We start from the raw sequence: 14,314 nt of genomic DNA, 5'->3' as shown, positions 1-14,314 counted from the left end.
CCCGCCTTCCCGTGCGTTCGGAGTGATCACCGGTATGATACCGATAAATACCGGTGTCATACAGGGGTTTGGAGTCCGAGTGATCGAACCGACTTTCGCAGCCTCGAAGCTCGCGGATCGGCTCGCCGAGACCGGCGACACACTCGACGTGCTCGAACTGGCCACCGCAGTGCTCGTGCGCAACTTCGAGCTGCTGCGGCGGCGCACCGACGCCTACGCCGAACTGGACCAAGCGGAGTACCTGCTGCTGCGCACTTTGGACGAACTGGGTTCGGCGGACGTCGGAACGCTCGCCGGGGCACTCGGGCTAGACCCGTCCACCGTCGGCAGGCAGGGCTCGGTGCTGCTCGGCAAAGGACTCGTCGAGCGCAGCCCCTCGGCCGCCGACCGCCGGCGCAGCATCCTCACGCCGACGGAGGAGGGGCGCCACCGCATGCGCGTGACGCAGTCGCGCCGCCGCAACGCGTCCGCGGAGCTGCTCGGCGACTGGAGCGAAGAGGACCTGCGCGCCTTCGGCTCGCTGCTGAGCCGTTACAACAAGGCCGTCGCCCGGCGTTACCTGACGGCGCCCGACGACTGAGCGCCCTGCTCCCCCGCGGCCAGGTCCGCGTGGGTGTCTCGCAGTGCCCGCTTCACGATCTTCCCGCTCGGGTTCTTCGGCAGCGCGTCGGTGAAGACCACGTATTTCGGGCACTTGTAGCCGGCCAGGTGCTCCCGCGCGTGGGCGAGCACGGCCTCGGCCGTCAGCTCCACGCCCTCGCGCGGGACGACGGCCGCCGTCACCGCTTCGATCCAGCGCGGGTGCGCGACGCCGAACACCGCGACCTCGGCCACGCCGTCCAGGCGGTAGAGGGCTTCCTCCACCTCGCGGCTGGCCACGTTCTCGCCGCCGGTCTTGATCATGTCCTTCTTGCGGTCCACCACGGACAGGTAGCCCTCGTCGTCGAGCACGCCGAGGTCACCGGAGTGGAACCAGCCGCCGGCGAACGCGGCGGCCGTCTTCTCCTCGTCCTCGTAGTAGCCGAGCGTCGCGTGCGGGCTGCGGTGCACGATCTCGCCGACCTCCCCCGGCGGCAGCTCGCGGCCGTCCTCGTCGACGATGCGCGTCTCGACGTTGAGCGAAGCCCGGCCCGCCGAGCCGGCCTTCGGCAGTTGCTCGTGCGGGCGCAGGATCGTGGCGAGCGGCGCCATTTCGGTCTGGCCGTAGAAGTTCCAGAACTCGACGCCCGGCAGCCGCCGGGCCAGCTCGCGCAGCACCTCGACCGGCATCGCCGAAGCGCCGTAGTAGCCCTTGCGCAGGCTGGAGAGGTCGGTGGTGTCGAACGCCGGGTGGCGCAGCAGCGAGATCCACACCGTCGGCGGCGCGAACAGCTTCGTGGCGCGCTCGCGCTCGACGGCCGCCAGCAGCGCGGCCGGGTCCGGGCCGGGCAGGATCACGCTGGTGGCGCCGAGGTAGACGTCCACGGAGAAGAAGCAGTCCAGCTGTGCGCAGTGGTACAGCGGCAGCGAGTGGACCTCGACGTCGTCGGCGCTCATGCCGCCGTCGATCACGCACGACACGTACTGCGCGATCAGCGAACGGCTCGACAGCAGCACGCCCTTCGGCCGCGACTCGGTGCCGGAGGTGTACATCAGCCGCAGCGGGTCGTCGTCGGCGACGGCCACGCCGGGGTCGGTCTCGTCGCCCGGGCCGTCGATCCAGGTGTCGACGTCTTCCCAGTCTGCCCAGTCTTCGGCGGTGCCGCCGAGGCGGCCGCGCACCACGTCCCCGAGCCCGGCGCGCTCCAGCGCCGCGGCTCCCGTGGCGAGCAGCGCGTCTTCCGCGATCAGCCCGGACGCTCCGGCGTGGCCGAGGATGTAGGCGATCTCGTCGGCGCCCAGCATGAAGTTGACGGGCACGAGAACGACCCCGAGCCGGGCCGTCGCGAACGTCAGCACCACGTACTGCAGGCAGTTGTGGCTCAGCAGCGCGAGCCGGTCGCCCTTGGCGAGCCCGCGCTCGGCGAGGCGGTGGGCGCAGCGGTTCACGGCCGCGTCGAACTCCGCGAAGCTCAGCCGCCGCTCACCGTCGACCACGGCGACCTTGTCCGGGTACCGCGCGGCCGTGCGCCGCAGCAGGTCACCGACGGAGTGTTGACGCGCGTGCTGGATCGCTTCGCCGGTTTCGGCGCTGAACGGGCTCGGCATGGTCCGGAGTTTCATCCACCGCCGCGCGGGGCGCAACCCTGGCGCGCGGCCGCAAGCGGCCGAGCCGAGCGGCACCCGAGCGTCACCGGTTAAGCTCCGTCGGCGCACCTCGGGGGACGAAGAAGTGGACGAGACGGAAGCACCGACGCTCGATCGGCCGGACATCACCGGCCGGCTGCCCCGATATCGGCTGCTGCGCCAGCTCGCCAAGACGAACATGAGCGAGGTCTTCGAGGCCTACGACCTCGTGGCGCAACGGCCGGTGGCGCTCAAGGTCGTCGGGCCGGAGTTCATGGCCGAGCCGGGGTTCCGCCGGCGCTTCGAGCGTGAGACGAGCATCGCGCTGGCGCTGGACCACCCGCACGTCGTCGCGTCCTACGACGCCGGGTTCTCCGCCGACGGGCACCTCGGCTACCTCGCGATGCAGTTCGTGCCCGGCACGAACCTCGCACGGCTGATCCACCGGCGCGGCGCGCTGTCGTTCGAGCAGACCGTGGCGATCGGACGCGGGGTCGGCGCCGCGCTGGACGCCGCGCACGCCCGCAACCTCGTGCACCGCGACGTGAAGCCGGGCAACATCCTGCTCGAAGCCGCGACCGGTGGCGTGTACCTGTGCGACTTCGGCATCGCGCGCAACCTCGACCTCACGCGGCTCACGGCGACCGGCGGGTTCCTGGGCACGATGAACTACGCCGCGCCGGAGCAGCGCGAGGGCCGGCCGGTCGGCGCGGCCGCCGATGTGTACGCGCTGGCGTGCGTGCTCTACGAATGTCTCTCCGGCAGTCCGCCGCACCACCACGCCGACTTCGCGCACCCGGGCGTCGCCGCGTTGCGCCGCGCCCTCGACCGGGATCCGGCCAAGCGGCACCGGACGTGCGCGGAGCTCGTCGACGACCTCGTGGCCACGACCCGGGCTGCCGAACGGGCCTGGCGCCGCAAACGCCGATGGCAGGTCGTGGGCATCCCGGCCGCCGCGCTCGTGGTGGCGGGCTTGCTCGTGCTGTGGTTCACCACCGGCGGTTCGCCGGGCACCGCCGACTCGACGCTGGCCCGCGTGCCGACCGCTCTGCGCGACGGGTGCGCCGCGGCGAACCGCCCGGCACCCGGCGCGACCGCCACGGTGACGTGCCACGACGCGTCCGGGCAGGCGACGACCACGGCGCTCTACGCGACTGCGCAGCAGGTCGCGGCCGCGTACGCCGAGGCTGTCACGGGGGCCGGCGTCGACACGGACCAGGGCGACTGCGCGAGCGCGCCCGGCGGCGAACACCGGTACCCCGCGACCGGGCCCGCGCGGGGACGAGTGCTGTGCCAGGACCGCGACGGCACCGCGACGGTGGTCTGGACCGACGAGCAGGCCCGCACCGTCACCCGCGCCGAAGCACCCGACGACGTCGCGCTGCGCAGGGCGTGGGCCGGCTGGACGAACTGGGCTCCCGCCGCGTTTCCCACCCCGGACGAGAAGGCCCTCCTCGACGTCGCCGCCGGCTCTGCGTGCCGGCGAGCGGCACCCGCGGACCTCGACGCGTACTCGGGGGCCGTCGCGGGGATCACCTGCACGCCGCAGGGCACGGGCGCCCGCCAGGTGTCGTACTACCGGTTCGCCGACGTGCCGGCGCTGCGCTCGGCGTTCACCGGTCTCGTCGGCGCGGCGAAAGCGCCCAGCGGCAGCGGGTGCCCGGGCGCTTTCCTCGGCACGACGCGATTCGACTGGCTCAGCGTGGACCTCGGGCAGGTGCTGTGCCACCCCGGTCCCGAGGGCACGGTGGCGATGGACTGGAGCCTCGAAGCGTTCTCGATGATCGGCCACGTCACGGGTTCCTCGCCCGACGCCACCGGCGGGTGGTGGTCGCAGTGGCACCTCGCGCCGTTGGGCCGGATCGTGAGCGAGGTGAACACCCACGCCACACCGGCGTTCCCCACTGACGCCGAGCGCGCGTTGCTGCAGCACGTGCCGCCGCAGTCGCGGTTGAACTGCGTGCGCCCGTCAGCGGACCAGAAGTGGCAGGACCTCGGTGCGGTGACCGCGGTCGCGGCTGTCGCGTGTGGACGGACGAGCGGCGCCGGGCTGGTGGTCTACTACCAGCTGCCCGACGCCGCGACGATGCGGCAGGTGTTCAACAGCACCGGCGACAGCGAGGCCGCGTGCACGAGCCTGCCGAAGGACTTCTCGGGCGACCGGCCGTACTCACGCGGCGGGCGCACGGGCCGGCTTTCCTGTGCGACCGAGGATCCCAGCGGCGAGCGCGTGCTCAAGTGGACGGACGACGCGACGGGCATCGAGACGGTCGCCCACCGCGGCAACGATCCGTTCGCGCTGATCGACTGGTGGACCCCCGACGCCGGGCCGGTGTGAGCGCTTTTCAGCCCTGTACGGTCCCGCCGACGGACGCGCTGCCGCTGATGTGCGAGCCGGGCGAACCCGCGCCGGCGGCGCCGGTGTGGATGCCTTCCTTGCCGTCGACGATCGAGAACATGTCGACGGTGCCCTTGGTGCCACCCGCGTAGGAGATTTCGAGTGTCCACTGGTGCGGTTTGCCGTCGGCGGGCACGGTGAGCGACTGGCGCCACGGCAGGGTCACCGCGCCGGTCTGCTTCGTCTCGCCGTCGAGGGTGTACTTGATCTGGGTCAGCTTGCCCTCGCCCGTCGCGTTGAGCACGAGGGTGTGGGGCTCGCGGTCGGGCACCGAGGACGAGGGCGGGGCGACCGAGGTGGACGGCGCGGGTGCGGAGGTCGCCGGCGGCGCCGCCGCGGGGGCCGGGTCGCTCCCGCACGCGGTGAGGGCGGCGAGCAGAGCCGCGGCGGCGGCCGCCCTGGCGGTGGTGCGAAGATCCATGCGCGCACCGTACCGGCCTGCGACGGGACCGGTCCCCGATTCGAGAGGACCCGAGGTGGCTCCTTTTCCCGCTGACGATCCCGCGTCCGAGACACCGGGCGCCGTCGTCGTCCGCGGCCTGGCGGGCACGGCCGTGGTGCTGCCCGCCGAGTACGCGCGGCTGCCGTTCGGCCGGCAGCCCGGCCCGGACGGCGTCAAGGTCGGCGAGGACGACCCGCGCGTGAGCCGGGAGCACGGCGCGCTGACCTACCGGCGGGGCTGGTGGCTGCTGAGCAACTCCGGCCACACGCCGATCGAGTTCTCCCCCACGCGGCTGCTGCACTCCGACGACGAGCCCGAACCGCTGCCGGCCGGCTTCACCACGCTGCTCGTGGTCGGCTCGGGCGGGCGCAAGCACCCGCTCGAAGTCCGCGTCAACGCGCCCGACCACAACCGCCCGATGCCCGTCACCGGCCCGACCCTGCCCGGCCGGCGGTGGGACCTCACTCCCGCCCAGCGGCTCGTCCTCACGGTTCTCGGCCAGCAGTACCTGCGGCGGGAGATCCAGCCGCAGCCCATGAGCCGCGGCCACGTCGCCGAGATCATGGGCGCGCTCGAGCCGGGCGGCGAGTGGGACGTGAAGAAGGTCGACCGCGTGATCGCCGCCGTGCGCGGGCTCAAGCGCACGGAGGTGCCGGAGCCGATCGGGAACTCGCTCAACCACAACCTGCTGACGGAGCTGGCGATCACCACGAACTCCCTGACCCGCGCCGACCTCGACGTCCTGGACCGGCTCGACTGACCGGCGCCACGGTGCGGCGGCCGGAAGTCCTCGGCGAAGATCCGCACCGTGACCACCGTCGCCACGCCGACCGGCTGGGCCAGCTGCCGAACCACCCGACGAGCACGGACCCGGGCAAACCCGCGCAAAGCCGGACGAGTGGCGGCCATGTGCGGCACCGCGGCGACCGGGGCTGGTCACACGGCGAGCTTCGTCTCCAGCCACGCCACCACGCGCTCCCACGACGGGTTCGCCGGGTCGATCACCTCGAAGTGGCCCGCGCCCGGGACGTTGAGGGTCTCGGCGGCGTAGGGGCTGCTGGCCTGGGCGGCCGGGACGATCTCGTCCGCGTCGCCGTGGACGATCAGCAACGGGACGCCCGTGTCTGCCGGGGTGGCGACGGTGTAGCGGTCCGGGACCGCGGCCGGGGTGCCGCCGAGGAGGGCGGCGACCAGGCCGTCGCCGGCGAGGGCGGCGACGGCCGGGACGTACGCGGGGTCTGCTTCGACAGGGGCGCCGGCCGGAGCCGGCAGATCCGGGTCGGCCAGTTCACGGCCGAGGCGGGCGTCGGCGGCCCCGCGCAGGTCGAGCAGGCCGGCGAGGGACACGACGGCGACCGGCGTGATCTTCGGGCCCGCGCCGGGCGCGGAAGCGGGCAGAGCCGAGCGCCCCGCGGCCCAGGCCGAGAGCTGGCCGCCGGCGGAGTGGCCGACGAGGACCACCTTCGAGACGTCGAGCGCCGGGTCGAGGGTGGCGACGGCGTCCACGGCCGCGGCGAAGTCGGTCAAGGTGCCCGGCCAGCCGCCGCCGGGTTCGCCCAGGCGGCGGTACTCGACGTTCCACACCGCGAACCCGCGCGCGACGAGGTCGTCGGCCAGGCGGGTCATCTGGCGGCGGTCGTACAGCGCCGTCCAGAACCCGCCGTGGGCGAGCACCACCACCGGGAACGGCCCGGCTCCCTCGGGCCGGTACAGCTCCCCCACCTGCGACGGCGAAGGCCCGTACGCAATGGTCCGGACCCTCGCGCCCGCCGGGTCGTCGTAGCGGACGCCCCGCTCGGAGCTCACCAGAGTGTCGAGCGTGGCGAAGAACGCGGCGATCTCCGGCTGGTTCGCCCCCTTCGCCCGCGAGGCGTCCCACGCCGTGTCGTCGGTCCACTCGACGAAGTCCAGCCAGGTGTCCGCCGAAACCCGCACCAGGCGCGCGGCCACGAATCCGCGCCGGTCCCGGCGGAACGCCTCCACCATGCCCGGGCGGGCGTCCAGCATCGCCTGGGTCCGCTCGGGACGGACCGTGAAGGTCGTCAGCTCGATCACCGACATCATGGGCCCCTCGGGTCGAATTAGTCACCAAAAATGACTAACACGGACCCTAGCCACCCCATTCCCGGCGGGCAACCCGCGCCGCGGATCGGCGGGGCACGCCACACCGTCCACTGTGGTCCCGCACACGGCGGCGCCGCGGACCACTACGATGCAGGCGAGCCGACAGGAGAGTGATCCGATGCCCGACGACGCCACCCCCGCCGACGGCGGCGATTCGCTCACCGAGCGGATCACCGGCCGCCTCGCCGGGATGTCGCGGGCCGAGCGCGCCGTCGCCGAGTACCTGCGCCACCACGCGCGCGAGGCGATCTTCGCCACCGCCGAGCAGATCGGCTCGGCCACGGGCACGAGCGACGCCACCGTGGTCCGCACCGCCAAGACGCTCGGCTACAGCGGCCTGGCCGACATGCGCCAGCACCTCGCCCGGCAGGTGGTCACCGAGACCAGCCCGTCGATCGAGCTGCGCCACCGCCAGATCGGCGAGCCGACCGGCGAGCCCACGACCGTGCTCGCGCGCGTGTTCACCGAGGCGACGGAACGGCTGGCCGAGACCTGGCGCCTCGTCTCGGAGGAGGACTTCGAGAAGGCGGTCGACCTGCTGGCCGGCGCGCGTGAGGTGCTGGCCTTCGGCATCGGCCCGTCGAGCTTCCTCGCCGGGTACGTCGCGCTGCGCCTGGGCCGGATGGGGCGGCGCGCCCGCGCCAGCGGCGCCACCGGGTTCCGCCTCGCCGACGACCTGCTCGGCCTCGGCGAGGGCGACGTCGTGGTGCTGTTCCTGCCCAGCCGGCTCCTCGGCGACATCGAGGTGCTGCTCGACCGCACGCGCGAGGTCGGCGCGCACACGCTGCTGATCACCGACTCGCTCGCGCCCGTGTTCGGCGACCGCGTGGCCGTGGCGCTGCGGGCGACGCACTCCCCCAGCAACTTCACCGGCGAGATGCTCAGCGCCGAGGTGCTGGCCGACGCGCTGCTGCTCGGGCTGGCCTCGCGCGACGAGGACCACGCCAACCGGACCTCGGAGCTGCTCACCACGTTGCGCTCGCGGCTGATCCAGGGCGACAGCCGCGACTACGTGCCGCGGCGCAAGTCCGGCAACCCCCGCAAGGGCTGACCGCGCGCCAGGAATGTCCGGGGTTCAGGGCCGGCGTGATCGCATTTGTACGGCGCGTGTATCGGCTCGGGCGAACCTGGTTCCCACACCCACTGGGGATCAGGAGGACCGAGGATGAGAATCGCGAAACGCACGCTGGGCCTGGTCGCGTTCGCCGCGGCACTGACGCTGTCGGGCATCGCGCCGGCGCTGGGCGCCGACGCCAGCGGCACCGTGCACACCGACTCCGGCGCGCCGCTCACGGTGCGCTCGGCGCCCGGCACCGGCGCGAGCTCCGTCGGCACCATCGCCGACGGCACGGCCGTGGTCATCGACTGCCAGACCACCGGCGACACCGTGACCGGCAAGTACGGCACCAGCAACATCTGGGACCACGTCGCCGCCAAGGGCGGCTACATCACCGACACCTACGTCTACACCGGTTCCGACGGCCGCATCGCCCCGGACTGCACCGGGGTCCCGACGCCGCCGCAGAGCACCTGCTCCACCTCGGGTCTGGGTGACGCGAAGACCTGCGCGGAGGCCGTGGCGTACGCCAAGACCCGCGTGCACACCACCAACATCGCGTCCTACGACGGCTGGTGCGACCGCATCAACGCCCAGAACTACGGGTTCTCCGCCAGCGGGTCCGAGACCGCGTACGTGCACTGGACCCAGATCCCCGCGCAGTACAAGCACGCCGGCGACCAGAACGTGCCGGCCGGCGGCCTCGCCTTCTTCTCCAACGGCGGCGCGGGCCACACCATGATCTCCATCGGCGGCGGCCAGTTCCTGTCGAACGACATCCACGGCGCGGGCACCTACACCCAGACCACGATCTCGGAGATCAAGAGCAAGTGGGGCCAGACCTACCTCGGCTGGTCGCAGCCGTGGTTCAAGGTCAACCACTGACCGGTCCGCCACTGGACCTTCGAACGCCGCACGATCCCGCACCGCTCGGTCCACCGCCGAACGGTCGGCCCTGACCCGCTCGGGGAGCGCACCACGGCCCCGCCCGGCACCCGCCGGGCGGGGCCTTTCCGTATCTCCGGCCCTTTGCCCGGCAGTCGGTTCGCGGTGTCCCGGACAGCGGGACCCGCCCGCTCGAACCACGGCAGCGGCCTTCCGTACGCTCGCGGGAGCGATGTCCGTTCCGAGGCCTCGCCGAGCCGCGCCGATTTCCCGCCGTCCGCGCGCCAGGCGGACCAGCCCGTACCACTGGACCGGGCCGCGCCCCTTTTCGCGGACAGCTTCTGTCCGCGTCCCGCGTTCCGGCGAGGTCTTCACGAACAACCGCCACGGCGGGACAAACCCTGCCCGGTAAAGGTTTTCCGGTGCGCCACCTGCACTTTTGCGCCGCGCGTTGGTAACCGGCCGGACACGCAGCGTCAAACTCCGCGTCGCGATTACAACGTCTTGGCAACCGGCTTGACACCAGCTGTGGTCCGGACCACTCTGCTCAACATTGGTCTACACCATTTGTCACTCGACCGGCCTGGGGGCCGGACACCGAAAGGACAGACAAGTGAAGCGCTGGCTCAAACTGGCGGCGGGTGCCGCCGCCCTCACCCTCGCGACAGCCGGGTGTGCCGGTTCGGGCGGCGGTGACACCGCGTCCGGCTCGGGTGGTTCGGACGGTGGCACGCTCACGGTCTGGCTCATGGACGGCTCCGCGCCGGACAGCCTCACGGGTGCCCTCAACAAGGAGTTCGAGGCGGCCCACGCCGGGGTCAAGGTCAACTACCAGATCCAGCCGTGGAACGGCATCCAGCAGAAGCTGACCACCGCGCTCGCGAGCGACACCCCGCCCGACGTGATCGAGGTCGGCAACACCCAGACCCCGGCGTTCGCCTCCGACGAGGTGCTCACCGACCTGTCGGCCGACGTCAACAGCCTCAACGGCTCGCAGTGGCTCACCGGGCTCAAGGCCTCGGGCGAGTACGAGGGCAAGACCTACGGCGTGCCGTTCTACGCCGCCAACCGCGAAGTCCTCTACCGCAAGGACATGTTCGAACAGGCCGGCATCACCGCGCCGCCGACCACGGACGCGGAGTGGCTCGACGACATCGCCAAGCTGAAGGCGAAGTTCGGCAGCGACAAGGACTTCCAGCCGCTGTACCTGCCGGGTCAGTACTGGTACGCCCTGCTGTCGTTCATCTGGGACAACGGCGGCGACGTCGCCAAGGCCGAAGGCAAGGGCTTCAAGTCGACGCTCGACTCGGCCGGTTCGAAGGCGGGCCTCGAGTTCTACAAGCAGCTCGTGGACGCCTCCGGCACCACCGCGCCGAAGGACAACGACGAGGCCACGCCGCAGCAGGCCGGCATCTACGGCGGCGGCAAGGTCGCGATGTTCATCGGCACGCCGGGCGAGGTCGCCACGGCCGCGAAGACCGACCCGAGCATCGCCGACAAGACCGGCGCGTTCCCGATCCCGAGCAAGACCGCCGGCCAGTCGGCCCCGGTGTTCCTCGGCGGCTCGAACCTGGTGATCCCGCTCAACAGCAAGCACGCGGACCTCGCCAAGGACTACCTGAAGCTGCTCACCAGCACCAAGTACATGAGCCAGATGGCCGCCGCCGGCTACGTGCCGGGCACCTCGACCGACACCAGCGCGCTGGACAAAGACCCGCTCGGCGGCGTGATGGCGAAGGCCTCGAAGAACGGCCGCGCAGTGCCCACCAGCCCGAAGTGGGGCGAGGTCGAGGCCGGCCAGAACCCGCTGAAGGACATGCTCACGGCGTATCTGACCGGGAAGAAGTCGATCGACCAGGCCACGGCTGACGCCAACGCCGCCCTCGACAAGATCATCGGCGGATGACCGCCACCAAAGTCGTGCCGATGCCGGCGGGGGCCACCCCGCCGGCATCGGCGCGCGTCACCCCGGAGAAGCCGCGGCGCCGGGTCGGGATCGGCGAGCGGATGATGCCGTACCTGCTGCTCCTGCCCGCCCTCGTCGCGGTGCTGGTGCTGCTCGGCTGGCCCACGATCCAGATGCTCGGCATCAGCCTGCGCAAGCTCGACCTGCACGAGCTCGTGACCGGCAAGGCCGTGTGGATCGGGTTCGACAACTACACCGAAGAGCTGACCGACCCGGAGTTCTGGTCGGTCGCGGTGCGGACGGTCGTGTTCACCGCCCTGCTGGTGGCGGCCACGCTGCTGGTCGCGCTGGTCATCGCCGTGCTCATGCGCCACCTCAACCCGGTGGTCCGGATCATCCTGCAGATCTCGCTCGTGCTCGCCTGGGCCGTGCCGGTGATCGCGACGACCACGGTGTTCCAGTGGATCTTCGACCAGCAGTACGGGATCCTGAACAAGACCCTGGACCGGCTGGGGTTCCACTCGTTCATCGGCTACTCGTGGTTCTCCACCGGCGCGAGCACGCTCACGGTGATCGGGCTGCTGGTGCTGTGGCAGGCCGTGCCGTTCGTGGCGTTCACGCTGTACGCGGGCCTGCTCGGCGTGCCGCGGGAGCAGTACGAGGCCGCGGGCATCGACGGCGCCGGGCCGTGGCAGACGTTCCGCGCGGTCAGCTGGCCCGCGATCCGGCCGATCCTGACGATGGTCACGTTCCTGTCGGTGCTGTGGGACTTCAACATGTTCGGCCAGGTCTGGGCGATCCGCCAGGGCGGGCCCGACGGCGCGAGCACGACGCTCGCGATCCTGCAGTACCTCAAGGGCATCGCGGGCAGCCACTTCGGTTCGGCCGCCGCGATCGCCACCATCATGCTGGTGCTCCTGCTGCTGGTCACCGGGCGGTACGTGCAGCTGCTGGTTCGTTCGAAGGACGGTGAGCTCGCGTGAGGAAGTCCCTGACCCAGCGGGTCACGCTCTCGGTGGTCGGCGTGCTCGTCGCGCTGCTGTTCTTCTTCCCGACGTACTGGATGTTCACCACGTCGCTCAAGACGCCGGGCGAGGTGCTCTCCCCCAAGTACGACCTGTTCCCCACTTCGGCGACGCTGGCCAACTTCGCGTCGGCGCTCACCAAGCCGGGGTTCGTGACCTACCTGAGCAACAGCCTCATCGTCACGCTCGGGGCCGTCCTCGCGGCGCTGGTCGTCGGGGTGCTCGCGGCGATCCCGCTCGCGCGGTTCCGCTTCAAGGGGCGCAAGGGGTTCCTGCTGCTGATCCTGGTCGCGCAGCTGGCGCCGCTCTCGGCGCTGTTCATCCCGATGTACCTGCTGATGCGCGACCTCGGGCTGCTCAACACGCTGCCCTCGCTGCTGCTGGTGTACTTCGCGACGTCGCTGCCCTTCACCGTGTGGATGCTCTACGGGTTCATCAACGGCATCCCGTACGACCTCGAAGAGGCCGCGATGATCGACGGCTGCAGCCGCGCGGGCGCGTTCCGCCGCGTGACGCTGCCGCTGCTGGGCCCGGGTCTGGTGACCACGTCGGTGTTCAGCTTCATCACCGCGTGGAACGAGTTCCTGTTCGCGCTGGTGTTCATGCAGGACAAGCCGAAACAGACGCTGCCGGTGTGGCTCTCGTCGTTCAAGACCGCGTTCTCGGTCGACTGGGGCGGCATCATGGCGGCGTCGGTCGTGTACGCGATCCCGGCGCTGATCTTCTTCCTGATCGTGCAGCGCAAGCTGGTGTCGGGCCTCACGGCCGGCGCGGTGAAGGGGTGAGCGATGTCTGATCCTCGGGCGTGGGCGGAAGCGGTGCTGCTGCCCGGTTTCGCGGGCACGACGGCGCCGGACTGGTTGCGGCGCCGCCTGGGCGAGGGCCTCGGTGGCGTGATCCTGTTCGGGCGCAACGTGGTCGACGACGCGCAGGTGGCGGCGTTGACCACGGCGCTGCGGGCCGAACGCGACGACGTGGTGGTAGGCATCGACGAGGAGGGCGGCGACGTCACCCGCCTCGACGTGAACACCGGCTCGTTCGTGCCCGGCCCGCTCGCGCTGGGCGCGGCCGACGACCCGGAGCTCACCACGGCGGTCGCGGCGGCGCTCGGCGAGCGGCTGGCCGCGTGCGGCGTGACGGTGAACCTGGCGCCGTGCGCGGACCTGACGCTGGCGGCCGAGGACCCGATCATCGGGGTGCGCGCGTTCGGGTCCGACCCGGCCAAGGCGTCGCCGCACGTGGCGGCGTTCGTGACGGGGCTGCAGAAGTACGGCGTGGCCGCGTGTGCGAAGCACTTCCCCGGCCACGGTGCGGCGACGGAGGATTCGCACGTGGCGCTGCCCGTGCTGCCGCGGACGGTCGAGGAGCTGCGGGAGATCGAGCTGGTACCGTTCGCCGCGGCGATCTCGGCGGGCGTGCGGTCGATCATGTCGGGCCACCTCGTGGTTCGGGCCTGGGGTGACGAACCGGCGACGTTGAACCGGGTCGCGCTCACCGACGTGCTGCGGGGCGAGCTGGGCTTCGACGGCGCGGTGATCACGGACGCGCTCGAGATGGGCGCGGTCTCGGGCGCCTACGGCCGGCACGACGGCCTCGGCAGTGCGGCCGTTCGGGCCCTGGCCGCGGGCGCCGACGCGTTGTGCATCGGCGGCGCGGCGTTCGAGGCGGACACACTGGACGCCATCACGGCCGCGATCGTGGCCGCGGTTTCGGACGGGACGCTTTCCGCGGAGCGGCTGGCGGACGCGGCGGCCCGCACCGCGGCGCTGGGCACGTCGCCGACACCCGCCGAGCTGCAGCCGGTCGACTACACGCTCGGCCTCTCGGCGGCTCGCGCGGCGCTGCGGATCCAGGGCTCGCCCCGGCTGGCGGGTGCGCCGCTGGTCGTCGACGTCGGCACCGACCCGACGATCGCGGCCGGCCCGATGCCGTGGGGCCTGGGCCCGCACCTGACCTCGCTGGTACCGGGAACAGTCGCGCTGACCGTGTCGCCCGCCGACGCCGAGGTGGTGCGGGCCCGGGCTCGGGAGTTCGCGAGCGTGGTCGTGGTGACGCGCGAGGCGCACCGGCATCCGGCGGTGCTCGCGTTCCTCGCGGAACTGTCCGATGTGGACTACATCCGCGTCGAGACCGGGGTGCCCGGGCCGGCGGGCTCGGGGCCGCGGATCGACACGTTCAGCGGCTCGTACGTGAGCCTGCGCGCGGCCGCGGAGTTCCTCGCCTGACCCCGGTCCGTGGGCGCGGTGCCCCGACCCGGGCCCACGGACCGGCC

At 72.0% G+C, this 14,314-nt stretch carries 12 protein-coding genes; 9 read left to right on the top strand and 3 right to left on the bottom strand.

What is annotated here, in order from left to right:
• Positions 1–79 precede the first annotated feature (79 nt).
• The gene (locus ACQPXB_RS24190) at positions 80–580 is read left to right on the top strand and encodes a MarR family winged helix-turn-helix transcriptional regulator (protein ID WP_386945748.1); all 501 of its coding nucleotides are present in this window, start codon (positions 80–82) and stop codon (positions 578–580) included.
• Here the strand turns inward: ACQPXB_RS24190 and ACQPXB_RS24185 are convergent.
• Positions 556–2,187, bottom strand: coding sequence for an acyl-CoA synthetase (locus ACQPXB_RS24185; protein ID WP_432856228.1), 1,632 nt, complete (start codon positions 2,185–2,187; stop codon positions 556–558). The genes ACQPXB_RS24190 and ACQPXB_RS24185 overlap by 25 nt on opposite strands.
• Before the next feature lie 124 nt (positions 2,188–2,311).
• Here ACQPXB_RS24185 and ACQPXB_RS24180 point away from each other — a divergent pair, with 124 nt between their 5' ends.
• Entirely contained in the window at positions 2,312–4,543 is a 2,232-nt protein-coding gene (locus ACQPXB_RS24180; RefSeq protein ID WP_432856225.1) for a protein kinase domain-containing protein, read from the top strand.
• Positions 4,544–4,550: 7 nt separating this feature from the next.
• Here ACQPXB_RS24180 and ACQPXB_RS24175 read toward each other — a convergent pair whose 3' ends face one another.
• Positions 4,551–5,024 carry a hypothetical protein gene (locus ACQPXB_RS24175; protein WP_432856223.1) on the bottom strand — a complete coding sequence of 158 codons (474 nt, stop codon included), beginning with the start codon at positions 5,022–5,024 and terminating at the stop codon, positions 4,551–4,553.
• A 55-nt stretch (positions 5,025–5,079) separates the two neighbouring features.
• Here ACQPXB_RS24175 and ACQPXB_RS24170 point away from each other — a divergent pair, with 55 nt between their 5' ends.
• Positions 5,080–5,805 carry an FHA domain-containing protein gene (locus tag ACQPXB_RS24170; protein ID WP_432856220.1) on the top strand — a complete coding sequence of 242 codons (726 nt, stop codon included), beginning with the start codon at positions 5,080–5,082 and terminating at the stop codon, positions 5,803–5,805.
• A 176-nt stretch (positions 5,806–5,981) separates the two neighbouring features.
• Here the strand turns inward: ACQPXB_RS24170 and ACQPXB_RS24165 are convergent, their stop codons facing one another.
• A complete protein-coding gene (locus tag ACQPXB_RS24165) occupies positions 5,982–7,106 on the bottom strand; it encodes an alpha/beta hydrolase (RefSeq protein ID WP_432856217.1) in 1,125 nt (374 codons plus the stop codon).
• Between the two features lie 181 nt (positions 7,107–7,287).
• Between ACQPXB_RS24165 and ACQPXB_RS24160 the strand changes: the two genes are divergently transcribed.
• From ACQPXB_RS24160 to ACQPXB_RS24135, 6 genes are all read left to right on the top strand, one after another.
• Positions 7,288–8,220 (top strand): MurR/RpiR family transcriptional regulator, encoded by a 933-nt coding sequence (locus tag ACQPXB_RS24160; protein WP_432856214.1) that lies wholly within the window; start codon positions 7,288–7,290, stop codon positions 8,218–8,220.
• A gap of 114 nt (positions 8,221–8,334) precedes the next feature.
• A complete protein-coding gene (locus ACQPXB_RS24155) occupies positions 8,335–9,111 on the top strand; it encodes a hypothetical protein (RefSeq protein WP_432856211.1) in 777 nt (258 codons plus the stop codon).
• Positions 9,112–9,724: 613 nt separating this feature from the next.
• A complete protein-coding gene (locus ACQPXB_RS24150) occupies positions 9,725–11,017 on the top strand; it encodes a sugar ABC transporter substrate-binding protein (RefSeq protein WP_366581964.1) in 1,293 nt (430 codons plus the stop codon).
• Complete coding sequence (locus tag ACQPXB_RS24145) at positions 11,014–12,000, top strand: carbohydrate ABC transporter permease (RefSeq protein WP_366581963.1); 987 nt, start codon at positions 11,014–11,016, stop codon at positions 11,998–12,000. The genes ACQPXB_RS24150 and ACQPXB_RS24145 overlap by 4 nt, the downstream gene beginning before the upstream one ends.
• The gene (locus ACQPXB_RS24140) at positions 11,997–12,827 is read left to right on the top strand and encodes a carbohydrate ABC transporter permease (RefSeq protein ID WP_364048234.1); all 831 of its coding nucleotides are present in this window, start codon (positions 11,997–11,999) and stop codon (positions 12,825–12,827) included. Before ACQPXB_RS24145 ends, ACQPXB_RS24140 begins: the two co-directional genes overlap by 4 nt.
• Before the next feature lie 3 nt (positions 12,828–12,830).
• A complete protein-coding gene (locus ACQPXB_RS24135) occupies positions 12,831–14,267 on the top strand; it encodes a glycoside hydrolase family 3 protein (RefSeq protein WP_432856206.1) in 1,437 nt (478 codons plus the stop codon).
• Positions 14,268–14,314 lie beyond the last annotated feature (47 nt).

The sequence above is a fragment of the Amycolatopsis sp. CA-161197 genome, assembly GCF_050942255.1.
Classification (GTDB): Bacteria; Actinomycetota; Actinomycetes; order Mycobacteriales; family Pseudonocardiaceae; genus Amycolatopsis.
The sequence above is the reverse complement of the archived record's forward strand: the minus strand, read 5'-3'. Positions and strand labels throughout refer to the sequence as shown.